Below are 21483 nucleotides of genomic sequence, written 5' to 3'. Positions count from 1 at the left end.
CGTTTGCTGCGTAACCTCAAGACCTTATTGAGGTGTGATCCGTAGCAGCCGGTCCCACTGCTGCTCGGTAAGGCCAGACAACCAGGTATTGTGTGTCGCCTGGGGCAACACAAGTAAATCGGACGGCCCTTGGCTGGCGAGCTGCATTTGAAGTGTTAATCCCGCTTGAGGGCCAACCACCTCGTCCTGACCAGCGACCACCACGGAGGAAAGCCCGTGATAGTTCTTGAGCGCCGCACTGGAATCAAACGGGGATTTCAACAGCAGGCTGACTGGAACGAACCACATTTTCTGGGCCGCTGTTTCTCGCAGACTGCTGAACGGCGTGATGAGCACCAGCTTACCTACACTCTCAGGCATGGCAGCGGCAATTTGTGCCGCCACACCACTCCCCAAAGACTCACCCACCAGCGTCACGCGGCCAGGCCAACGCTGGGTAATCTCACGCATCAAGGCTATCGCAGAGGGAACAATGGTGGCCTGTGACGGATTGCCCGGGTTAGGGCCATACCCGGGATACTCTGCCAGGACAAGGCGGTACCCCCGGGCATTGAAGACCTTGGTCAGGCTAAGGCGCTCGAAGGCATCGCTGTCGTTTCCGTGAAAGAAAAGGGCTGTTTTCGTCGATGCGTCGACCACTGGAGGTTCCACCACAATCGCATTCACGCCTGGAAGGATCTGAGCCCCGGCATGCACGGCCCTTTCCCGCCACAGCGACGCCTCGGTTGTTGTCGGGAAGTAGATGAAGTGGTCTTGGCGCACATACACCCACACCACTATCAGGCAATAGACCAGTGCAGCAATATACAGAGTCCTTTTTAAGGTTTGCCCAACTTGCTGACGGGCGACGCCTCCTACCGGCTTCATGGCTTGTGGGGCTTCCCGGCCGGTCGATTCATTGCGCTTTTACGCAAAGGCGAGTCTCCGGGAGAGGAAATGGGCACCGCGGGACCAATCGTGCCAGGCTCAGTCCGAATCGTGGCCAGCTTTACGTACAACGTACTCCTCGAAATACCGAGAGTCCGGGCGGCCATCGACATATTTCCGTGGGCATTCGCAATCGCGTCAAGTATCGCTTGTCTCTCCAATTCCTCAAGCCGGCCGAACGAGCCGGGTATCCGCGTCGCGGTTGATATGGGAAATGAGTCCTTTGCCGTCTGAGCGATGTTCGGGGGTAGCAGAGAAGTATCGATGGTGTTGCCCTCGCTAAGCGCAAACATCACCTCGAAGACATTCTGCAATTCACGTATGTTGCCCGGCCAACGATGGCTCACAAGCGCCTGGTGCACCGCGGGTTCAAGCTGCTTGGGCTCACAGCCGTACTTGCGCGCGAGTTGGCTGTTGAAATGCGCGATGATTGCCTCGATATCGCCAGGTCGATCGCGCAGCGGCGGTAGTGGCAGGCTGACCACGCAGAGGCGGTGGTACAAGTCTTCGCGGAAGCGCCCGGCAGCGATCTCCTTCTGCAGGTCACGGTTGGTGGCTGCGACGATGCGCACCGCGACACGCCGTTCACGGGTATCGCCAAGTCGGACCACGACACCATCCTGCAGCACGCGCAACAGGTGTGGCTGCATATCAAGTGGCAGCTCCCCGACCTCGTCCAGGAAGAGCGTGCCCCCGTCGGCTTGCTCAAACTTCCCGGGAAGGCCACCACGGCGGGCGCCTGTAAAGGCGCCTTCGGAATAGCCAAAGAGTTCGCTGGCCAGCAGTTCACGGGTAAAAGCGCCGCAATTGACGGCAACGAACGGACCGTCTGGATGGTTGCCTGCCCGATGCAGGGCTCGGGCAAAGAGCTCCTTCCCTGCGCCGGTCTCGCCCAGGATCAGTACCGGAAGATCCAGAGGGGCGATACGGCGCGCGCGTGCCTTGGTCGCCTCCAGCACCTCGCTTCGCCCTATGATTTCACCAAACGCATCGTTTCCTGCCGCGGGTGCCCTGGCTGTGACTGTGGCCGCGGGCAGCGATATCGCGGTTCGACTCTGGCGCGTCCCGAGCGGGATCACCAGCACCGTACCGAGCACGCCGTCATGGTCCTTCACTGAGTGCAGCCATTCGGGACGCAGCCATTCCGGGCGTTGGCAGGACCGATCGATTTCGGACTGTGCAAGGTTGAGTCCTGGCACCTGGCTGCCGATTTCCGAGGGCAGGCGCACTTCATAGCGCTCCCGCGCCGCCTGCGCATTTCCATTCGTACGGACAATGCGCCCACGGCTGTCGACAAGCACCACGTAGTCGCTGGCGTAACGGATGAAATGATCAATGGCGCGGGTCAGCAGACGCTCATGCAGAGCAACATCGCGGCGGGCGAGTTCGCCTTCGATCTGCCTGGCCGCAGTCACTACCAGGCCCAGGGTGTGGCCATGGAAGGTTTCCTTGACGCCAGAAACATCCACGACCCCCAACAGGGTGCGACTAAAGGGGTCAAGAATTGGGGCCGCGGCGCAGGTCCAGCGCTTCACGTCCAGACAGAAATGCTCGTCGGCATGGATCTGGACTGGAGCGGCGGTGGCAATCGCGGTGCCGATGGCATTGGTGCCGATGACATCCTCGTTCCAGCAGCCACCGGTGGCCAGGTTGATCCCCTCGCCAACGCTGCGGGCCCTGGTCTCGCCATTGAGATGGAGTACGGTTCCGCCTGGGTCGCAGAGCATGATCAGCGTGCCGCATTCGCGCAGGATATCGCGCAGGCTCTCGAGTGCCGGACGCGCGGATTCGCAGAGCTCCCGGTTCTGCCGCTGCAACTGGCGGACACGTTCGGCGGCAGCCCCTGGGGCGGAGTGCCTGGCAGGGTCTACGGCCTCCGAACGACACCGCTGCCACGACGCGAGGACAACGCTGCGCACACCTGCCACTTCCAGCGGCTGGTGCTGCACAAAACGCTCCCAGGCGGATGCCACGACGGGCTCGTCGCCGATTCGGGGAATCAGGGTGCCGCAATGTGAAAACGCCATTGGACGGTCGCTCTCCAGTTGACTGGAGTAACCGTATCCGCGCGCCATCATCAAGTCAACAATCTCTTTTTGGATCAAGCATTTGTGCTTTGCAGCATGCCAATCGGGAAGTGTCCGGTTTCCGGTCATTGCTGCTTCAGGTGTCCGGAAACCGGACAGCGCCCGCCATGTTGAGAGGCCTTCCGTGCCGACTCGCCATGGGTCTTGTCCGATGCTCCAGCGCGCGGGCTCAGGAAGTGGATTGCGTTGAGTTCGCGAATGCCTGGCCCTCGCAGCCGAATCGGGACACTGCATGCAGCATGGACAGACTTCCCGAGATTGCGATCGAAAGCAGCCTGACAACTTTGAACCCGGCCGCAACCACATCGCTTGCCCAGAACCTCCATACGTCGATCTGCTCGCTGCGGCTCTCGCCATACAAGCACCACATACAGAAGTGTTCACAGTTATTCGAAATCAAGCGATAGCGATCCTCGCCGATGCGGGAGTAGGCGCGCTGCACAGCTTCCACACCCGCGAACATGGCGCCGGGACTTTGCCGGACCCAAAGCGGATGCCCATGCGCGAATTCCGCCAGCGTGACTTCGTGCACCGGGCCGCGACGTAGTGACCGCGACAGACCCGCGTAATGCACAACCTTCCCGGCTCCCGCGTAGACGCCGTGATGCGTGTACCAAAGCCGATCGGTAACGAGGTGGGCGCCGATCGCCAAGTCCGTGTCGGCATCCGCTTCGACAATCCGTCGTACTGGCTTCGTTGAATTCTTCATGGTCTTCACCGCGTCACGCTGCTATCCGCACGAGAGCCGTGCATAGCGCGTGCCAGCGCTACAAGCGACAGGCGTCGCGACACAGTGGCAAGCCAATGCCCATCGCGGCAGTGACGGGCAGGCGGGCCTGCATGTCCACGCAGGGACGTTGGACAACCGTCAGTGCTTGGACTTCCAAACGACGGTTGCGTCGATCGCTGGCCAGAAAGCGTCCGATTCCCAGACACCGCTGCTCGCGACGTCTGGAATCCGGACAGCGACAGCAGGCTCCCGGCGACCAGCGAAGTGTCCGAGGAATACCGGCAACTCGTTGATTTCAATCGTCTTGCGTGGCTGCTCCCGAGTGCCAGCCACGCCTGGCACAGGCTTTGCCATGGATGGGTTGTGGGACATCCCACCATGACGACACAAATGACAGGAGGCAGTATGCAACCGCAGTCCACAGTACAGGTGATGGGCATCGATGCCGGTGGCACGATGACCGACACATTCTTCGTGCGCTCCGATGGCCGCTTCGTGGTAGGCAAGGCGCAGAGCAATCCTGGCGACGAATCCCTTGCCATCTACAACTCTTCCGAAGATGCCCTCGCCCACTGGGATCGGACCGTAGACGACGTCTATCCCGAACTGGTGACTTGCGTCTATTCCGGTACGGCCATGCTCAACCGCATCCTCATGCGCAAGGGCCTCGCTGTCGGCCTCATCTGCAACCGCGGTTTCGAGCAGATTCATTCCATGGGCCGCGCCCTGCAGAGCTATCTGGGCTATGCATTGGAGGACCGTATCCACCTTAATACTCACCGCTACGATGAACCCCTGGTTCCCGTCTCGCGCACGCGTGGCGTCACTGAGCGAACCGACGTGCAGGGGCGGGTCGTGATCCCGCTGCGTGAGGAAGAAGTCCGCCAGGCTACGCGGGAACTGGTAGAGGCCAACGCACAAGCCATCGTCATTTGCCTGCTGCAATCCCACAAGAACGAATCGAGCGAGCAGCGCGCCCGTGACATCGTGCGCGAGGAGCTGAAAAAGCTGAAGGCGGATATCCCGGTCTTCGCCTCGGTGGATTACTACCCGTCGCGCAAGGAGAGCCACAGGATGAATACCACCATCCTCGAGGCCTACGGTGCCGAGCCTTCGCGCCAGACCTTGAAGAAGGTGAGCGACCGGTTCAAGAAGCACGGCGCCAAATTCGACCTGCGCGTGATGGCCACGCACGGCGGCACCATCAGCTGGAAGGCCAAGGAGCTCGCGCGCACGATCGTCTCCGGCCCCATCGGCGGCGTCATCGGCTCCAAGCTGCTGGGCGAGTACCTGGGCGACGAGAACATTGCCTGCTCCGACATCGGCGGCACCAGCTTCGACGTGGCCCTGATCACCAAGGGCAATTTCGCCATCAAGTCCGATCCCGACATGGCCCGTCTGGTGCTGTCCCTGCCCCTGGTGGCGATGGACTCGGTCGGCGCCGGCGCCGGCAGTTTTGTGCGCCTCGACCCCTACAGCAAATCGATCAAGCTCGGCCCCGACAGCGCCGGCTACCGCGTGGGCACCTGCTGGCCGGAAAGCGGCCTCGACACGGTGTCCGTCTCCGACTGCCATGTCGTGCTCGGCTACCTGAACCCGGACAACTTCCTGGGCGGTGCCATCAAGCTCGACGTGCAGCGCGCCCGCGACCACATCAAGGCGCAGATCGCCGACCCGCTCGGCCTGTCGGTCGAGGATGCCGCCGCCGGCGTCATCGAACTGCTCGACCTCACTCTCTCCGAGTACCTGCGCGCCAACATCAGTGCCAAGGGCTACAACCCGGCGGACTTCACCTGCTTCTCCTACGGCGGCGCCGGTCCGGTGCACACCTACGGTTACACCGAGGGTGTCGGCTTCAAGGACGTCGTCGTGCCGGCCTGGGCAGCCGGCTTCTCGGCCTTCGGCTGCGCCTGCGCCGACTTCGAGTACCGCTACGACAAGTCGGTGGACCTTGGCGTTGCGCAGCACGCGCCTGACACCGACAAGGAAGCCGCCTGCAAGAGCCTGCAGGAAGCCTGGTCTGAACTGGCCGTCAAGGTCATCGACGAATTTGTCCTCAACGGCTACAAGCCCGAGGACGTGCTGCTGATTCCCGGCTACAAGATGCAGTACATGGGCCAGCTGAATGACCTCGAGATCGTCTCGCCGGTGACCAGCGCCGCCACCGCGGCCGACTGGGACCAGATCGTCGAGGCCTTCGAGAACACCTACGGCCGCGTCTATGCGAGTTCCGCCCGCTCGCCCGAACTGGGCTTCTCGATCACCGGCGCCATCCTGCGCGGCACCGTCGTGACCCAGAAGCCGGTGCTGCCGGAAGACCCGGATGCCGGCCCGACGCCGCCGAAGGAAGCCTATCTCGGCACTCGTCCCTTCTACCGCCACAAGAAGTGGGTGGATGCCGCGCTCTGGAAGATGGAAGCCCTCAAGGCCGGCAACCACATCGTGGGCCCCGCCATCATCGAATCCGACGCCACGACCTTCGTCGTGCCCGACGGCTTCGCAACCACGATCGACAAGCACCGCCTGTTCCATCTCAAGGAAGTGAAGTAAGGAGACAAGCCATGAACATGATGAGCAATAAAGAAGTCGGCTTCGCCGACCTGCTGCAGAACGGCCAGACGCTCAAGCAGTACCGCGACGGCATCATTGATCGCACCAAGGCCACCGGCCACTACAACGGCCTCAGGAAACTGGAATTCCGGGACAGCGACCCGATCGGCTACGAGAAGCTGTTCTCCAAGCTGCGGGGCGGCCTGGTACACGCTCGCGAAACCGCCAAGAAGATTGCCGCCAGCCCCATCGTCGAGCAGGAAGGCGAACTCTGTTTCACGCTTTACAACGCCGCCGGCGACTGCGTCCTGACCTCGACCGGGATCATCATCCACGTCGGCACCATGGGCGCAGCAATCAAGTACATGATCGAGAACAACTGGGAAGCCAACCCCGGCATCAATCCCGGCGACATGTTCACGACCAATGACTGCGCCATCGGCAACGTCCACCCCTGCGATATCGCCACCATCGTCCCGATCTTCTGGCAAGGCCGGCTTATCGGCTGGGTCGGCGGCGTCACGCACGTCATCGACACCGGCTCGGTGACGCCGGGCTCGATGTCCACCGGCCAGACCCAGCGCTTCGGCGACGGCTATATGATCACCTGCCGCAAGACCGGGGTGAACGACGAGCCGCTGCGCGACTGGCTGCATGAGTCCCAGCGCTCGGTGCGCACGCCCAAGTACTGGATCCTCGACGAAAAGACCCGCATCGCCGGCTGCCACATGATCCGCGAGCTGGTGGAGGAAGTGATCCGCGCCGACGGCATCGAAGCCTACGAGAAGTTTGCCTTCGAGGTCATTGAAGAAGGCCGCCGCGGACTGCAGAGCCGCATCAAGGCCATGACCCTGCCAGGCAAGTACCGCAAGGTCTCCTTTGTCGACGTGCCTTACAAGCATGACGATGTGCAGGTCTCCAACGCCTTCGCCAAGCTGGACTCCATCATGCACTCGCCGGTGGAGATGACCATCAGGCCGGACGGCAAGTGGCGCCTGGACTTCGAAGGAGCGAGCCGCTGGGGCTGGCACACCTTCAACGCCCATCAGGTCGCATTCACTTCCGGAATCTGGGTGATGATGTGCCAGACCCTGGTGCCCACACAGCGCATCAACGACGGCGCCTACTTCGCCACCGAGTTTCGCCTGCCAAAGGGCACCTGGTGCAATCCGGATGACCGCCGCACCGGCCACGCCTACGCCTGGCACTTCCTGGTCTCCGGCTGGGCGGCGCTGTGGCGCGGCCTGTCCCAGTCCTATTTCAGCCGTGGTTATCTGGAAGAGGTCAACGCCGGAAACGCCAACACCTCCAACTGGCTGCAGGGTGGCGGCATCAACCAGGACGGTGAGATCCACGCGGTCAACAGCTTCGAGGCCAGTTCGTGCGGCACCGGCGCCTGCGCGGTCAAGGATGGTCTCAACCACGCTGCTGCCATCTGGAACCCGGAAGGCGATATGGGCGATATCGAGATCTGGGAAATGGCAGAGCCTCTGCTCTACCTCGGCCGGAACGTCAAGGCCAACTCCGGCGGCTACGGCAAGTACCGTGGCGGTTGCGGCTTCGAGACGCTGCGCATGGTATGGAACGCCCAGGACTGGACCATGTTCTTCATGGGCAACGGGTTCATGAACAGCGACTGGGGCATGATGGGCGGCTACCCTTCCGCCACCGGCTACCGCTTTGAGGCACACAAGACAGGGCTGGACAAGCGCATCGCCATTGGCGATTCCTTGCCTCTGGGCGGCGACATCGATCCGGGCAAACCGGATTACGAGCGCCACATCGATGCCACTGCCGTGGTCAAGCGTGACAAGCAGTGCATCACCACCGAGGACTGCTACGCCAACCACGACCTGTACCTCAACTACCTGCGCGGGGGCCCGGGCTTCGGCGACCCGATCGATCGGGATCCGAAAGCCATCGAGGCGGACCTCAACCAGAGATTCCTGCTGCCGGAGTATGCCCAGAAGGTCTATGGCGCCGTCTTCACCCAGGACGCCAGGAGCGTGTTCACGGTCGATGCGGGCAAGACCCAGGCCCGCCGTGCCGAGATCCGCAAGGAGCGCCTGGCCCGCTCCCTGCCAACCCGCGAATGGATGAAGGAAGAGCGCGAACGCATCCTCAACAAGCACGCGTCCGTGCAGGTGCAACACATGTTTGCCACCAGCTTCGCGCTGTCGGAGAAGTTCACGCGGGAATTCAAGGAATTCTGGAATCTTCCCGCGGACTGGCAGTTGCCGGAGGAAGAACTGGGCGTGCCGTCCTACGGCGCCAAGCACCGCATGGACCTCTCCCTGCTGCCCGACGTCACCACCGTCGTCCAGGTCGAAGAGTAATCACCGAATCCAGGAGCTGAACAATGTCTGCCTACACCAATGAACAGGTTGCCCACCTCGTCGAAGGTTCCCTGGACTGGGAAACCACCTTCCGCATGCTCTCGATGCCCAAGGATGACAGCCGCTTCGAGCAGTACCTGGCGGCCCTGCAAGCCAAGGTGAGCTTCCCGGACCGCATCGTGCTCCCGCTTGGCCCGCACATGTTTATCGTGCAATCGGCCGCGAGCAAGAAGTGGGTGGTCAAGTGCGACTGCGGCCACGAGTTCTGCGACTACCGCGAGAACTGGAAGCTGCATGCCTCGATCTACGTGCGCGACACCGAGGAAGCAATGACGGAGGTCTACCCCAAGCTGATGGCCCCGGACACCCAGTGGCAGGTATATCGCGAGTACTACTGCCCGGCCTGCGGCACCATGCACGACGTCGAGGCGCCCACGCCATGGTATCCGGTGATCCATGACTTCGAGCCGGACATCGAGGCCTTCTATAAGGAGTGGGTACAGCTACCGGTCCCCGAGCGCGCCGGGGACTAATCGCCGCGTGATGAGCGGGGAGCAGGTACTGCCTGTTCCCCGCGGCTTAACGATCAACGTGGGCCCGGATCAGCGCGAGATGAAGCCCTCGGCGCGGGCTGTTGCGTAGCCTGTCAGGCCTCGACCATCCCAAGGAACTGTTGCAGTTCGGGCGTCTGTGGCTGGCTGAACACTTCATCGGGCGCGCCGATCTCGTGGACCTTGCCCTGATGCATGAATACCACTCGATCGCACACCTCGCGCGCGAAGCGCATCTCATGCGTCACCATCAGCAACGTCATACCTTCGGCGGCCAGTCCCCGCACCACCTGCAGTACCTCGTTGACGAGTTCCGGGTCCAGCGCCGACGTGATCTCGTCGCATAGCAGCGCGATCGGCTGCATGGCAAGCGCGCGGGCGATGGCGACACGTTGCTGCTGTCCGCCAGACAGTTGGTCCGGATACGCATCGAACTTCGCGGAAAGCCCGACCCGTGCCAGGTTCAGCTCGGCCAGCTCACGGGCCTGGACCTCCGGCACGCCCTTGACGATCATCGGCGACAGCATCACGTTGCGGCCGGCGCTCAGGTGCGGAAACAGATTGAACTGCTGGAAAATCATACCCACCTTCAACCGCAGTGCACGCAATTGCAGCTCGCTGTCAGCCAGGTGGGCGCCCGCCACCGTGATGGCGCCCGAATCAATGCTCTCCAGCCCGTTGATACAACGCAGCAGCGTGCTCTTTCCCGAGCCACTCTTGCCGATGATGGCGATGACCTCGCCTGGCTCAACGGAAAGCGATACGCCTTTCAGGACCTCGTTACTGCCAAACGACTTGCGAACCTGATCAATGGTGATGAGCGGCATGGAATTTCCTCTCCAGCATCTTGCTGTATTGCGAAAGCGGCCAGCACAGCGCGAAGTACATCAGTGCCACGGCGGCATATACGGTAAAGGGTTGGAATGTGGCGTTTACAATCATCGTGCCCGCCTTGGACAGCTCGGTGAAGCCGATGATCGACGCCAACGCCGTGCCCTTGATGACCTGGACGCCAAAGCCAACGGTCGGTGCCACGGCAATCCGCAGGGCCTGCGGCAGGATCACGTGACGCATCTGCTGCACGTAGTTCATGGCCAGGCTGCCTGAGGCTTCCCACTGGCCGCGCGGTATGGCTTCCACGCAGCCGCGCCAGATTTCGGCAAGGAAGGCCGACGTCCACAGCGTCAACGCCACCCCGGCGGCCAGCCACGCCGGCACCTCGATGCCGAACAGCGCAAGTCCGAAGAAGGCGAGAAACAGCTGCATCAGCAGCGGCGTGCCCTGGAAAAGCTCGATATAGGCCTGCGTCAGACGCCGTGCCATCGGCCGCTTGCCGGTACGCATCAACAGCACGAGCAGGCCAACGATGCCACCGCCCACAAACGCGACCAATGACAGCAGCACCGTCCAGCGCGCCGCCAGCAGCAGGTTGCGGACGATATCCCACAACGAAAACTCGATCATCCCGCGCTCCTCGCAAAAAGCTGGCGGCCAATGCCGCGGAGTAGCTGACGCAGCAAGATGGCGAGCAGCAGATAGATCGCGGTGCTGACCAGATACACCTCGAAAGCGCGGAAGTTGCGTCCCTGGATGAAATTGGCCGCATAGGTCAGGTCTTGCGCCGCGATCTGCGAACAGACCGCGGACCCCAGCATCACGATGACAATCTGGCTCGACAGCGCCGGCCAGATCTTCTGCAATGCGGGGCGCAGCACCACATGCCGGAACACCTGGAACGGTGACATGGCCAGGCTGGCGCCGGCTTCGAACTGCCCGCGCGGCGTAGCCGCCAGGCCGGCGCGCACGATCTCCGTACCGTAAGCGCCCAGGTTGATAACCATCGCCAGCGATGCCGCCACCATTTCAGGCAGGTGCACGCCCAGGCTGGGCAGACCAAAGAAGATGAAGAACAGCTGGATCAGGAACGGCGTGTTCCGGATCAGCTCCACATAGGTGCTGACCATCGCGCGCAGCCAGGCGGGGCCCTGGGTCTTGGCCCAGGCACCAGCCACCGCAACGGCCACGCCAAGCACGCCGCCCGTCAGTGTGAGCTGCGCCGTGACCGCAATGCCTTTCAGCAACACGTCGGTATAGTCCAGCACCGACACGAATTCGAACGAGTAAGCCATGCTTGCTTCCGGACGGTACGCGTCAGAGCTGCGCCGGTAGCGGACGCAGCAGCCACTTGATCGACAGCGAGTTCAGGGAGCCGTCCTTCTTGGCTTCGGCCAGGATGGCATTGACCTTGTCCTGCAGCGCCTTTTCGCCCTTGTTCATGCCGATGAAGCACGGTGAATTCTTGATCAGGAACTTGGTCTCGGGCGCCTTGGGCGGATGCTTGGCGATCAGCGCCGAGGCCACCACGTTGCCGGTAGCAATCAGTTGCACCTGCCCCGACAGGAAGGCCGAGATCGTGGCGTTGTTGTCTTCATAGCGCTTGATGTTCGCGCTGGCCGGCGCGATCTTGCTCAGTTCCAGGTCTTCCACGGCACCGCGCGTGACGCCAACGGTCTTGCCCGCCAGATCGGCCGCGCTTTTTACGGCAAGATCCGCCGGCCCGAACACGCCGTTGAAGAACGGCGCATAGGCCTCAGAGAAATCGACCACCTTCTCGCGCTCGGGATTCTTTCCCATGCTCGAAATCACCAGGTCTACCTTGCGCGTCTGCAGATACGGCACACGGTTGGTGCTGGTCACCGGCACCAGCTGCAGCTTTACACCCATCTTCTTTGCCACCAGCGCGGCCACGTCGATATCGAGACCCTGCGGAGCCATATCGGCCCCCACCGAGCCGAACGGCGGGAAATCCTGCGGCACGGCCACGCGCAGTACGCCGGCCTTGGTGATGTCGGCGAGCGTATCGGCCTGCGCCGGTAGCACAGCCGCACAAAAACCGGCCAGCAGTGCACACATCAGGCCGCGACGGGACAACTTGGATTGGGACAGGGCATGGAACATCGCGTGTTTCCTCAGGTTCGGGATGGGAATGGGTGATCCGCGGAAACCTCCGCGGCGGGTGATGCGGAATGCGGAACGCGTGCCGAATCGACGGGTGCCAGCGCGCGGCGCAGGTGTGCGAGCGGATCGGCAGGGCCAACGGCATCGAGACTCGTATGCACCTCGCCAAGGTGTTCGGCCATCAGCCGCGCGGCCAGCGCGCCATCGCCTTGCGCAAGCGCATTGACGATGTCTTCGTGCTGGCCGCATGAGCGGCCGGCATCGGCGGCGGACTGGTTGCGACTGGCCACCAGCGTCGTACGCGCGGTCAGGTCACGCAGCGTATCCACCAGCAGGCCATACCCCAATGATGCGCACAGGCAAACGTGAAAATCGCCCAGCAGGAAGCTGCGCATGCTGGCGTCGTCGCCATGGAGCGCGGCCTTTTCGCGCGCGATATGAACCTTGAGCGAGTGAATAGCCTGCGCACTCGCCGGCCGATCCGGGCTGACTTCGCGCAGCAACCCGGTTTCGATAATGCGGCGGGCGTCGAACGCCGAGCGGATGTCGTCAGTGCCGGGTTCCACCAGGAACCAGCCGCGTCGCGCGCTGACGGTTACCATGCCGCGCGCCGCCAGCCGCGACAATGCTTCACGCACCAGCGTGCGGCTCACGCCAAACAACGTGGCAAGTTCCTGCTCGCCCAGGCGGGAGCCGGGGAGCAGCTTCTGGCCAAGCATTGCCTCCGTGATGCGATTGGCAATGTCAGCAGGGGAGTTTTCAGTCGTAGCGTTCACGGCAACCACATGAGCAAGTGGTATGCCATGCTTGTATGCAAGATTTGTAGCCAAAGAGGGGCGTGAACATCACCCTGAATTGCCTGGCGGCCCGCAAAGCGGGCATCGTGCGCCGCGATGGTGCGCGGTGCCATCGAGTGCAGATGGTCCAAACGGTTCCCTATGAACAACTGTGCTGGACGTCACAATCGTGGAAACCGCTTACGGATCAATTAGTTATCTCAAACCGTCGTTAACGCTCACAGCAGCTTCCGTGGTCCGGTCACGGCAATGGCGGCAATCTTGTGTGCCTTGATGTAATAGCGCCAGAGCGAACCACCAGATCGGCACCGCCGCCAGCCGGAAATGGCACAACCACGGTGATCGACTTTCATGGCCAGGTTTCCGCATACTCCGGGCTTCGAACCGGAATGCGACCTTCAGCCACATGCGTGGACCGGACTGGAGGTACGCGCAAACCGGAGTTGATATTCCCGGGGCGAGAGTCCGGTTTTACGCTTGAACAGTTGTCGAAAGGTACTCACGTCGCCGTACCCAACGCGCTGGCTAACCAGGTCAACACCAATTGGTCGTGACTCAAGCAATGCCTTTGCGACTTCGATGCGGAGATTCTGTAGATATGCCAACGGCGACACCCCTACGGCCTGCTTGAATCTCCGGCTCAGTGTTCGTTCGCTGACTGCGAGATATGCGGCCAGTTCGCTTAGCAGAAGCCCCTCTTCGAGCGTCGCCTCCATATGCTCCTGTGCGCGCGCAACGAGCGAGTCTGCGTGCCCATGTTCGCCGATGAGCTTCGCATATGAAGCCTGGGCGGTCCTGTTCGTATCGATCAATAGCGTCTTTGCAGTCATCGCGGCGAGTTTCTCGCCAGCAAATATTTCGACCAGCCGCACCGCTAGATTGAGATACGACGTCACGGCTCCACTCGAGATAATCCTGTCCTGCATGGTCAGAACTTCCTGAACCCGAAGTCTTACGCCCGGATAACGCCGTGCGAAGTCAGCGGATTTCTCCCAGTGTGTTGTTGCAACGCGGCCGTCGAGCAACCCGGCTTCAGCAAGCAGATAGTTGCCAGTGCAATACGCGGCGACCACCGCACCGGCCTTGTGCTGGCTACGTATGGCAGATCGGAGTGTGTTCAACAGATCCTCGCGAGCAAGGAAAGCGTCCATGTCGGGGACAAATGGAGCGGTTAGCAAAATTGCTTCTGCGCGCTTGCGCCCATCGATCTTGCCATCCACCGGAATGATCTGCCCCGAAGCGGCCTTGACCGGTTGGCCGTCAATTGACTCGACTCGCCAACTGAATTTTGGGGAACGACCGCCCTCCCGTGTGGACCTGTGACCGCTCAAATGATTGACGGCATTGAAAACGTCAATGGGCCCAGCGACACCAGAGGCCAGAATTCCGTCATAGACCCAGATCCGGATAGTTGTCACCGCGTGTCCGATATACCATAAAGAATGGCAATTCTGCCACTCCCGTTGTGCCCGGTAAACCCTGAAGATCGCGTCATCAACACAACTGATTAGAGAGAAATACGATGCCAATGATCGACGTGCTGATCCCTGCAGATGCCCTGACCCCGCACGCGGAGGCCCGCCTATTCAAGGAACTGTCGAACATCCTGATCGAAGCGGAAGGCTACGATTGTGACAACCGGATTGCGCAGAGCGTCACCGTGCTCAATCTTCATCGGCCTGAGGCAGTGTACGTTGGTGGAGAGCTATCGAAGTTGCCGCGTTACCGGATCATTCCTACCGTGCCTGAGGGGCAATACACCGACGCGTCGCGCAAGAAACTCGTCAGGGCAATCACAGAGGCCGTGGCTCGTGCTGAAAATGGCGCGTTCGAGGACGTTGCAACGCGCGTCTGGGTTTTCCCTACGGAGATTCCGGAGGGCCAATGGGGCAGTCGCGGGGGCATTCGGACGATAGCCGACATTCATGCAATGCTCGTCGATGACCCTGAGCAACGGAGCGTCGGATCCGAGCGCCTCGCAGACAAGCGGCGCGACGACGCGCGGAGGATGCTGGAAGCCGCTCTGGATGCAGCATGTTTTGGAGCAGCCAAGGAATAGCGACTCCGCAGTGAACAAGCAGCGATCCATGCCTCTGGCGCGCTTCAATGAGAGTACATACGATGCAATTACTTGATCATGTGTCGATCGGTGTTCCGAATATTCAGGAAGCGCGGCGCTTCTACGATGCCATCATGACAGCATTGGGTGCAAGCAAGGTCTATGACCGACCCGCTGCACTCGGTTACAGCGAGCGTTGCTCTGCGCAAGATACGGTATCGACCTTCTTAGCAGTTTATCTTGACCCCACTGAAATAGGGACGAACAAACGACACTGGTGTTTCAAGGCCCCGTCTCGTGAGCATGTGGATGCTTTTTTCTATGCAGGACTCGCGGCGGGCGGGAACTCCGACGGAGATCCCGGCTTAAGGCTTCATTACCACCCTGACTACTATGCGGCGTTCCTGGTTGACCCAGCCGGCAACCGCGTTGAGGCCGTATGTCACGCTGCAGCAGCAGAAAACAATCTCCCGTAATCGCGCACGCTAACAACAATGAGGCTTCCTTCCCGCATTCCTCTTATTCAAGCTCCGATGGTCGGTTCTCTGAGCCCTCTCACTATTGCCGTCAGCGAGGCGGGTGGCTTGGGTTCCCTTGCTTGTGCAGCGCTCACTCCGGCGCAACTACGCGAACAGATCGCTTTAATTCGCGCGGAAACGTCGGCGCCGTTCAATGTCAATTTCTTCTGCCACGTCTCGCCGAGCCAGGATGAGGAGAGTGACGCGAAATGGCTCGAATTGCTCGCGCCCTATTACAGGGAAGTCGGTCTCGATCTGTCGGCTGCCCAAAGAGGACCGGGCAGAGCGCCTTTCGACGAGTCGATGTGCGAAGTCATCGAAGAATGCCATCCACCTGTGATCAGCTTCCATTTCGGGCTCCCCGACGAGCGCTTGCTTGCGCGGGCAAGGGATACCGGTGCGATGATTCTGTCTTCCGCGACGACGGTCGAAGAGGCGCGCTGGCTTGAGAGTCGCGGTGTCGACGCCATCATCGCGCAGGGCGCAGAGGCCGGAGGCCATCGAGGCATGTTCCTCACTACCGACATCAACGCGCAGCCCGGGTTATTTGCGCTGCTACCGCAGGTTGTGGACGCAGTGAGTGTCCCTGTTATCGCAGCCGGCGCGATTGCGGACGGCAGAGGGATTGCGGCAGCCTTTGCTCTTGGTGCGAGTGCAGTGCAGTTAGGAACGGCCTACTTGATGACGCCTCAGGCTGGCAGGTCCGGCATTCACCGCACAGCCTTGCGCTCTGCGCGTGACGACATGACGCGGCTGACCAATCTTTACACGGGTCGCCCGGCACGTGGATTGTTGACGCGCTTCATGCGCGAGCAAGGGCCGATGAGCGCAGCAGCACCAACGTTTCCACTGGCAACCGGTGCAGTCGATCCGCTTCGCTTTGCGTACGAAAAAGGCGGATACAGTGATTTTTCGATCCTCTGGGCGGGCGAAGCGGCGGCAATGGCGCGTGAGGAAGATGCGGGGCTTCTAACGCAGCGCCTCTGGGAGGAAGCGCAAAAATGCGTGTCCGGCCTACGTTTATACGGCAGGTGACGCCAGCGGCAGAGAAGTCGTTCCGAGCCATTTGGTTCCGCAAAAGCCCTCATATTGCCCGCCGCATCGCCGCAGTGGCTGCGACATGCCTAGGCGCGCACGCGGGTGGTCGGTCACCTCCGAGGGCCATGTCGACCCACCGCTAGGGTGACAGGAGCCTCCGGAAGCGCGATCGGTTCACTGGATAATCGGGTTGGCATTGACATAGCACGCCGAATTATTGACCCCCAAGGCGCGCTGGATCAGGTATTGACCGCTGTAGTTGCCCGGGACGACGGGAGTGGTTGGCACCGGCAAAGTCACGTTGTAGTAGGAGCCGTTGGACAGCAGAGCCTGACTGGACCCAAAGGTCCAGGCGCACATGTCACCGTTCTCGCTGCCCTGGGCGTTGTACCAGGCGTTGAGCTCCGGGTCGGTGACGGTTTCGTCCAGCTCATGGGCGATCACAGACACCATAGCATCCACGCCGGGGTTGTTATTGGGCGAACTGGTGGTCTGGTAAGTACAGGAGCCGATCGACTTCGAAGGATTGCCGATGAAGCCATACTTGATTGCCGCGTTCCCGGAAGGGGTCGACATTGTCGTGTAGGTGTGCCAGCCGCAGTACTTGGTCAGGAATCCGGAGGATTCCCGGATATCAGACGAGGACAACACCAGATAGACTGCGTTCGCATCGGGCGTGCCTCCAGAACATGAGGACTTCGCGGCAGCCTTCACCAGCGACTGTACGGCGGAATCCGATAAAGTCCTCCCGCCGTAGGTCAAAGAGGTCGGCTGCGTGCACTCGAGGATCGTCGTAGACGCCACGCGCGTCACCCCCCCTGCCACCGACTGCGTGTACTGCCCGAACCCGCCGATACCATTGGCGCCAGTGGTGACGCCAGAGTAATCGGCATACGAGCCATAGCTATTCTGCATACCTGCGTCGTAGCCTAAGCCGTAGATCGCGTTCCGAATGATCTGCTGTCCTGTCGGAGTATCGGTCCTGTTGCTCTGATTCCAGTTGCCATACCAGATTAGAACCACCTTACTGATGGAAGCCATGACCGGACCGCCGTAGTACTGGATCGGATAGGCGTTGGAGCTCGTACCACCGGCAGGCGGCTGGTAACCCATGGACGCCGACGGAGGCGTCTTACCAAACGGATTAATGGTCACCCCTATCGGGGGAGCCGTCCGGTGCACGATCTTTTGTGGAATCACGCCGCCTGCATCTGGCACTGGCTCTTTGCCATCGCGGACGTTCTCGGTAGGCGTGGCGGCCGCGACGACCGACAAAACACTGGATAACAGCCCCAGCAGCGCTCTGCGCGCGAAACGTGAATTGGCAACCATGTCCCCCTCCCGATTTATAATTTCAATCTGGACAATTTCACTGCATATTGCGCCCGTTCCGTACGGAACATCTAAAGGTAGTTCTGCCCAGTCGGCACGCATGCTGAGCCCATGAGTGCACAGCATGGCGCTAACTGGATTGCACAAACGGATCCCTTCACGAGGCGTTGTTGTCCTAACAATAGCTTAGGCGATTCGACTCCACGGGGGGCTCACCGCGTAAGCGCACGCGAGCTCGCAGTGTGCGGCGTCGAACGTTCGGAACAACCAGGCGCCGGCTGGCCAAGAGGAGCGGGGAATCCCGCGACGCACTGACTGCCCCGATGCGACGACAGTACAAGGGCATCCGAGCCTGGCGACCGAGTTTGCCTATCTCGCCTTGGGCTCGAGACGGATCACGAGCTGGCTAGCAAGGGCTCTTTCCGTAAAAAAAGGCCGGCTCGCGCCGGCCGTTTGATACGCCTAAGTGCTTCGCTCTTGCGCGTCGAGGAATGGCCGCGCATCTCTTAAGATCTCTTCGGCGAAGCCTCTGGTCTCATCGGTGAGGCCTGACGCCAAAACCGTGCTCAATGCCGCATAGAGCGCGTGGATCTGATCGATTGCTTGATCAAGCTGCGATCTTTCGAGCATTTTTCTTCCTCCTCGAAAAATTGCCTCGGACGCCTTAAATCGGAAAAGGAATTTTAGTAAATCGGTTCCCAACGTCGATTCACTCGCTTTCGGCCCGGGAGATGGACCATGACGACGCACCACTTTCAACTCTTCTTGGCCGCCGTCAATCATTGCACCCGATCGGGGTCAGCAGCGTCGTCGCGCACAGTAGCTCATGGCAACTCAATAACTCAATGTATCGGCGCGACGATGCCGAGCTTTTCCGCCAACATCCGCTCGTAGACGCCGAAATGCAAGTCCACCTCGGCCTGATTGACCACCGTGATTTCCATGCTGATCCGGTCGGGCTTCAGGCCGAACACTGTGGCCAGTGCAACCTCAAGAGGCAGGGCAGCGTCTTTATCCTTGGGAAAGGTCGTGCCAATACTAATCGTATAGGCGCTTTCCCCGACCGCCGTTACCTCGAGCAGGCGTGCCGCCGCGCTCAGGTTGTGCTCAATTGCAAGCCGCGCGACCTCCGCCACGCAGCGCGTCTTTTCGGTCGGAAAACCACGCACGCACAAAAGGCGCACGCGATGCTTTCCCAGTGTCATCCAGTCGGTATCGAATTCCATGAGAGGCCTCTGCTATCTAATAGGTCTCAGTGGTTCATTGGATGTTGATCTTGCGCACGGAGGACGATGACGTGTCGCTCTTAGGCAAGCGCAGCGTCAGAACGCCTTGGTTAAATCGGGCTTCGACGTTGTCCAGGTCAAGCCCGTCCGGCAAGGGAATGCTACGCATGAAGGCGCCGTACGCGCGCTCAAGGCGATAGCATCCGCTTTCCTCGGCCTGAACATCCTGCTTCTTCTCGCCCCTCAGCACTAGCGCGCCATCCTCGATGCTGATCTGCACCTCCTCGCGTTCCATGCCGGGCAATTCGGCAGTGATCCGAAGTGCCGCGCCGTCGTCGACGACGTCGATCCGAGGCTGGAAACGCGACGAGCTGAAGTCGCCAAACCAGCGGTCCAGGCCGCTGAAGTTGGCGAGAGGTTCATGCAGGAATTCGCTCATGGCACGCCAAGGATCGCCGGAGAAGAAACGCGAGACGTCCGGCCATTCCGGCACCCGGTGCCGTGGTGGGACGGTGCCGGGCGCCTCTTCATTGGCGGCCGGTTTGTCGGCAGCTGTCTTCCGCAGGAATTTGAAGGGGTTCCACTTGAGTTCCGTTTTCATGTCGCGGCTCCGATTGAGGATCATCGATTGTCAAAAGGCGTCGTGCGCCCTGCGCTGGCATGGCAATGGCGCATGACGCGGTTGCGTCCTTTTGGACGCGTCATGAAGGTCCTACGTGACGTTGACGGTTATGCGTCGCGGACGCGCTTCCTCGCGGCGGGGAATGGTCAGCTTCAGCACGCCATCCTGCAGCTGAGCGCCGATTTGCGTTGAATCCAGGTCCGGACTCAGTGCGAAGGCCCGGGCAAAGTGGGGCTGACGGATTTCCGCATGCTGCACACGTAACCCGGTCGGCGTCGGCACGACGGCTTCCGCCTCGATGTGGAGGCTGCCGTCGTGGACGCTGACTTGCAGCTTGTCGCGGGTCACGCCCGGCAGGTCGGCCCAAAGCGTAACGCCGCTGCTGTCCTCGACGATGTCCACCGCCGGCAGTAGCGTGACGGGCCGCGTGCCCTGTGCGGCCTTGTCGTCCCTGGGTTGCGCCACGGCGCCCGGATCGCGTTCGACGACTTGCGAAGAATCGTTCATGGCAGTCTCCTTCCGGTTATTGGACGGTGATCGCTCGCGGCTTCGATGCCTCGCGTTTGCCCACGGTGACCGACAGGCAGCCGTTGGCGTAGCGCGCTTGCACCTTGTCGGGATCTACGTCGGTAGGAAGCTCGATCACCCGGCGGAAGGTGCCGACAAAGCGCTCCTGTGCGTAGCGTCGGGCCTCCGACGTGTCGTCCGGACAGACGGATTGGCGTTCGCCGCTGATTGTCAGCAAGCCCCTGTCGATCGAGACTTCGAGATTTTCCTGCTTCACTCCGGGCGCAAAAGCAACGATCTCGATGGAGTCGTCCGTCGCGCCGATGTTGATTGCAGGAAATGCGCCGAAGCGTCCAGCGCGGATGCTGGAAGGGAAGCCGCCGAACAGCGACGTCATTTGCCTTTGCAGGCGATCGAGTTCACTGAACAAGTCGGTTCCGAAGAATGCTTCACTCATGGTCGTAACCTCCTTCAATGCAGCAAGGAGGGATGGGCATCACGCGCTCCCATTCACCTGCCTGGCTGCCGGCAAACAAACAGAAACACGCAGCGCGACGTCGCGACTGCCTGAGCAAAAATAAAATAGTAACGAGCGAGCGGAATTTCAAGCGTCACAAGCATCACAAGAGGCACCTGGCTGATCCAGAATGAGACCATTTTGGAGCGTGACGGATATGCCAGGCGGGCGATCCGCCCAGATTTCCGTCTCAATCTAGCGGCGAGGGCCGATCTATCCGAAAGGCTGAAGTCTGCTCTACTTCAGCCCTTCCCTCTTGATGTGCATGCCGCCGTACTAGTGAAGCTGCGCAAGGCGCCCGCACCCGATCCCTACTTGATCCACTGCCGAATCGATTCAGCCATCACGTTCGTCGATATGCCATAGCGATCGTGCAGCGTTGGGAGCGCCCCTGCGTCCAGAAACTCATCCGGCAGACCAACCTGCCGGAACGGCACTACAGCGCCCGCTTGCATCAGCGTGGTGGCCACAGCCTCGCCGAGACCCTGGACTTCAGGCCGTCGTTCGGGGTCTGTTGTTACCACGGTCCCGACAGGCCGAAATTATCCGGCGCCTATAACGCCGTTCTGGAGCGGCGCAGTTTGCCAGGCTGGCTGCTTGCCTACCTCGGCGCCGCAGCACCGATAGCGCAGGCCAATGACCCGCAACGCAGCCGCGCGGAAGATGCCCCCGGGCAACGCCCTGGAGGTCCGGTCGGGGCACGTCGCACAGCCGCCGGTCGACGTGTG

At 61.1% G+C, this 21483-nt stretch carries 22 protein-coding genes and 1 pseudogene; 6 read left to right on the top strand and 17 right to left on the bottom strand.

What is annotated here, in order from left to right; genetic code table 11:
• Positions 1-24: 24 nt before the first annotated feature.
• The 3 genes from AC3FNH_RS26785 to AC3FNH_RS26775 all read right to left on the bottom strand — a co-directional run bounded on the left by AC3FNH_RS26785 (position 25) and on the right by AC3FNH_RS26775 (position 3723).
• Positions 25-867: an alpha/beta hydrolase gene (locus AC3FNH_RS26785; RefSeq protein WP_488722223.1), complete on the bottom strand. Its 843-nt coding sequence runs from the start codon at positions 865-867 to the stop codon at positions 25-27.
• Entirely contained in the window at positions 864-3032 is a 2169-nt protein-coding gene (locus AC3FNH_RS26780) for a sigma-54-dependent Fis family transcriptional regulator (RefSeq protein ID WP_488722222.1), read from the bottom strand. Before AC3FNH_RS26780 ends, AC3FNH_RS26785 begins: the two co-directional genes overlap by 4 nt.
• A gap of 151 nt (positions 3033-3183) precedes the next feature.
• Positions 3184-3723: a lecithin retinol acyltransferase family protein gene (locus AC3FNH_RS26775; RefSeq protein WP_488722221.1), complete on the bottom strand. Its 540-nt coding sequence runs from the start codon at positions 3721-3723 to the stop codon at positions 3184-3186.
• A 426-nt stretch (positions 3724-4149) separates the two neighbouring features.
• On the opposite strand from AC3FNH_RS26775, the gene AC3FNH_RS26770 reads away from it, so the two are divergent.
• From AC3FNH_RS26770 to AC3FNH_RS26760, 3 genes are read left to right on the top strand one after another with little or no spacing between them, the layout of a single operon-like run.
• Positions 4150-6294 carry a hydantoinase/oxoprolinase family protein gene (locus tag AC3FNH_RS26770; RefSeq protein ID WP_276102914.1) on the top strand — a complete coding sequence of 715 codons (2145 nt, stop codon included), beginning with the start codon at positions 4150-4152 and terminating at the stop codon, positions 6292-6294.
• A gap of 11 nt (positions 6295-6305) precedes the next feature.
• The gene (locus tag AC3FNH_RS26765; RefSeq protein ID WP_488722220.1) at positions 6306-8630 is read left to right on the top strand and encodes a hydantoinase B/oxoprolinase family protein; all 2325 of its coding nucleotides are present in this window, start codon (positions 6306-6308) and stop codon (positions 8628-8630) included.
• A 23-nt stretch (positions 8631-8653) separates the two neighbouring features.
• Positions 8654-9163 carry an acetone carboxylase subunit gamma gene (locus AC3FNH_RS26760; protein ID WP_276102912.1) on the top strand — a complete coding sequence of 170 codons (510 nt, stop codon included), beginning with the start codon at positions 8654-8656 and terminating at the stop codon, positions 9161-9163.
• Between the two features lie 113 nt (positions 9164-9276).
• On the opposite strand, the gene AC3FNH_RS26755 is transcribed toward AC3FNH_RS26760, so the two are convergent.
• From AC3FNH_RS26755 to AC3FNH_RS26725, 7 genes are all read right to left on the bottom strand, one after another.
• Positions 9277-10008 (bottom strand): amino acid ABC transporter ATP-binding protein, encoded by a 732-nt coding sequence (locus AC3FNH_RS26755; RefSeq protein ID WP_276102911.1) that lies wholly within the window; start codon positions 10006-10008, stop codon positions 9277-9279.
• The gene (locus AC3FNH_RS26750; RefSeq protein ID WP_276102910.1) at positions 9989-10645 is read right to left on the bottom strand and encodes an amino acid ABC transporter permease; all 657 of its coding nucleotides are present in this window, start codon (positions 10643-10645) and stop codon (positions 9989-9991) included. Before AC3FNH_RS26750 ends, AC3FNH_RS26755 begins: the two co-directional genes overlap by 20 nt.
• Positions 10642-11310, bottom strand: a complete 669-nt coding sequence (locus tag AC3FNH_RS26745; RefSeq protein WP_488722219.1) for an amino acid ABC transporter permease — start codon at positions 11308-11310, stop codon at positions 10642-10644. Before AC3FNH_RS26745 ends, AC3FNH_RS26750 begins: the two co-directional genes overlap by 4 nt.
• 22 nt (positions 11311-11332) lie before the next feature.
• Complete coding sequence (locus tag AC3FNH_RS26740) at positions 11333-12139, bottom strand: transporter substrate-binding domain-containing protein (protein ID WP_488722218.1); 807 nt, start codon at positions 12137-12139, stop codon at positions 11333-11335.
• Positions 12140-12150: 11 nt separating this feature from the next.
• Positions 12151-12915 (bottom strand): GntR family transcriptional regulator, encoded by a 765-nt coding sequence (locus tag AC3FNH_RS26735; protein ID WP_276102908.1) that lies wholly within the window; start codon positions 12913-12915, stop codon positions 12151-12153.
• 239 nt (positions 12916-13154) lie between these two features.
• Positions 13155-13289: a hypothetical protein gene (locus AC3FNH_RS26730; protein WP_276102907.1), complete on the bottom strand. Its 135-nt coding sequence runs from the start codon at positions 13287-13289 to the stop codon at positions 13155-13157.
• Between the two features lie 45 nt (positions 13290-13334).
• On the bottom strand, positions 13335-14354 hold the full coding sequence (locus AC3FNH_RS26725; protein WP_488722217.1) for a GlxA family transcriptional regulator: 1020 nt from the start codon (positions 14352-14354) through the stop codon (positions 13335-13337).
• A 104-nt stretch (positions 14355-14458) separates the two neighbouring features.
• On the opposite strand from AC3FNH_RS26725, the gene AC3FNH_RS26720 reads away from it, so the two are divergent.
• From AC3FNH_RS26720 to AC3FNH_RS26710, 3 genes are all read left to right on the top strand, one after another.
• Positions 14459-14995, top strand: a complete 537-nt coding sequence (locus AC3FNH_RS26720) for a tautomerase family protein (protein ID WP_488722216.1) — start codon at positions 14459-14461, stop codon at positions 14993-14995.
• Positions 14996-15057: 62 nt separating this feature from the next.
• The gene (locus tag AC3FNH_RS26715) at positions 15058-15471 is read left to right on the top strand and encodes a VOC family protein (protein WP_488722215.1); all 414 of its coding nucleotides are present in this window, start codon (positions 15058-15060) and stop codon (positions 15469-15471) included.
• An 18-nt stretch (positions 15472-15489) separates the two neighbouring features.
• Complete coding sequence (locus AC3FNH_RS26710; protein ID WP_488722214.1) at positions 15490-16548, top strand: NAD(P)H-dependent flavin oxidoreductase; 1059 nt, start codon at positions 15490-15492, stop codon at positions 16546-16548.
• Positions 16549-16725: 177 nt separating this feature from the next.
• Here AC3FNH_RS26710 and AC3FNH_RS26705 read toward each other — a convergent pair whose 3' ends face one another.
• From AC3FNH_RS26705 to AC3FNH_RS26675, 7 genes and pseudogenes are all read right to left on the bottom strand, one after another.
• Positions 16726-17883 (bottom strand): hypothetical protein, encoded by a 1158-nt coding sequence (locus AC3FNH_RS26705; protein WP_488722213.1) that lies wholly within the window; start codon positions 17881-17883, stop codon positions 16726-16728.
• A 462-nt stretch (positions 17884-18345) separates the two neighbouring features.
• On the bottom strand, positions 18346-18666 hold the full coding sequence (locus AC3FNH_RS26700; RefSeq protein WP_488722212.1) for a hypothetical protein: 321 nt from the start codon (positions 18664-18666) through the stop codon (positions 18346-18348).
• Positions 18667-18725: 59 nt separating this feature from the next.
• Positions 18726-19109: a hypothetical protein gene (locus tag AC3FNH_RS26695; protein ID WP_488722211.1), complete on the bottom strand. Its 384-nt coding sequence runs from the start codon at positions 19107-19109 to the stop codon at positions 18726-18728.
• A gap of 34 nt (positions 19110-19143) precedes the next feature.
• Positions 19144-19710, bottom strand: coding sequence for an Hsp20/alpha crystallin family protein (locus AC3FNH_RS26690; protein WP_488722210.1), 567 nt, complete (start codon positions 19708-19710; stop codon positions 19144-19146).
• Between the two features lie 111 nt (positions 19711-19821).
• Positions 19822-20238, bottom strand: coding sequence for an Hsp20/alpha crystallin family protein (locus AC3FNH_RS26685; RefSeq protein WP_488722209.1), 417 nt, complete (start codon positions 20236-20238; stop codon positions 19822-19824).
• Between the two features lie 16 nt (positions 20239-20254).
• Entirely contained in the window at positions 20255-20695 is a 441-nt protein-coding gene (locus AC3FNH_RS26680) for an Hsp20/alpha crystallin family protein (protein WP_276102898.1), read from the bottom strand.
• 371 nt (positions 20696-21066) lie between these two features.
• Positions 21067-21243: pseudogene (locus AC3FNH_RS26675) on the bottom strand (transketolase family protein); the annotation flags it as partial.
• Positions 21244-21483: the final 240 nt, after the last annotated feature.

The sequence above is a fragment of the Cupriavidus sp. 22TCCZM01-5 genome, from assembly GCF_057798915.1.
The sequence above is the reverse complement of the archived record's forward strand: the minus strand, read 5'-3'. Positions and strand labels throughout refer to the sequence as shown.

Bases quoted from the DNA above. Each gene is read 5' to 3' on its own strand.
- AC3FNH_RS26745 (WP_488722219.1), bottom strand. From the start codon at position 11,310: ATGGCTTACTCGTTCGAATTCGTGTCGGTGCTGGACTATACCGACGTG.
- AC3FNH_RS26740 (WP_488722218.1), bottom strand. From the start codon at position 12,139: ATGTTCCATGCCCTGTCCCAATCCAAGTTGTCCCGTCGCGGCCTGATG.
- AC3FNH_RS26770 (WP_276102914.1), top strand. From the start codon at position 4,150: ATGCAACCGCAGTCCACAGTACAGGTGATGGGCATCGATGCCGGTGGC.
- AC3FNH_RS26690 (WP_488722210.1), bottom strand. From the start codon at position 19,710: ATGAAAACGGAACTCAAGTGGAACCCCTTCAAATTCCTGCGGAAGACA.
- AC3FNH_RS26705 (WP_488722213.1), bottom strand. From the start codon at position 17,883: ATGGTTGCCAATTCACGTTTCGCGCGCAGAGCGCTGCTGGGGCTGTTA.
- AC3FNH_RS26695 (WP_488722211.1), bottom strand. From the start codon at position 19,109: ATGGAATTCGATACCGACTGGATGACACTGGGAAAGCATCGCGTGCGC.
- AC3FNH_RS26700 (WP_488722212.1), bottom strand. From the start codon at position 18,666: ATGATTGACGGCGGCCAAGAAGAGTTGAAAGTGGTGCGTCGTCATGGT.
- AC3FNH_RS26680 (WP_276102898.1), bottom strand. From the start codon at position 20,695: ATGAGTGAAGCATTCTTCGGAACCGACTTGTTCAGTGAACTCGATCGC.
- AC3FNH_RS26755 (WP_276102911.1), bottom strand. From the start codon at position 10,008: ATGCCGCTCATCACCATTGATCAGGTTCGCAAGTCGTTTGGCAGTAAC.
- AC3FNH_RS26730 (WP_276102907.1), bottom strand. From the start codon at position 13,289: ATGAAAGTCGATCACCGTGGTTGTGCCATTTCCGGCTGGCGGCGGTGC.
- AC3FNH_RS26720 (WP_488722216.1), top strand. From the start codon at position 14,459: ATGCCAATGATCGACGTGCTGATCCCTGCAGATGCCCTGACCCCGCAC.
- AC3FNH_RS26765 (WP_488722220.1), top strand. From the start codon at position 6,306: ATGAACATGATGAGCAATAAAGAAGTCGGCTTCGCCGACCTGCTGCAG.
- AC3FNH_RS26785 (WP_488722223.1), bottom strand. From the start codon at position 867: ATGAAGCCGGTAGGAGGCGTCGCCCGTCAGCAAGTTGGGCAAACCTTA.
- AC3FNH_RS26715 (WP_488722215.1), top strand. From the start codon at position 15,058: ATGCAATTACTTGATCATGTGTCGATCGGTGTTCCGAATATTCAGGAA.
- AC3FNH_RS26760 (WP_276102912.1), top strand. From the start codon at position 8,654: ATGTCTGCCTACACCAATGAACAGGTTGCCCACCTCGTCGAAGGTTCC.
- AC3FNH_RS26775 (WP_488722221.1), bottom strand. From the start codon at position 3,723: ATGAAGAATTCAACGAAGCCAGTACGACGGATTGTCGAAGCGGATGCC.
- AC3FNH_RS26710 (WP_488722214.1), top strand. From the start codon at position 15,490: ATGAGGCTTCCTTCCCGCATTCCTCTTATTCAAGCTCCGATGGTCGGT.
- AC3FNH_RS26685 (WP_488722209.1), bottom strand. From the start codon at position 20,238: ATGAACGATTCTTCGCAAGTCGTCGAACGCGATCCGGGCGCCGTGGCG.
- AC3FNH_RS26750 (WP_276102910.1), bottom strand. From the start codon at position 10,645: ATGATCGAGTTTTCGTTGTGGGATATCGTCCGCAACCTGCTGCTGGCG.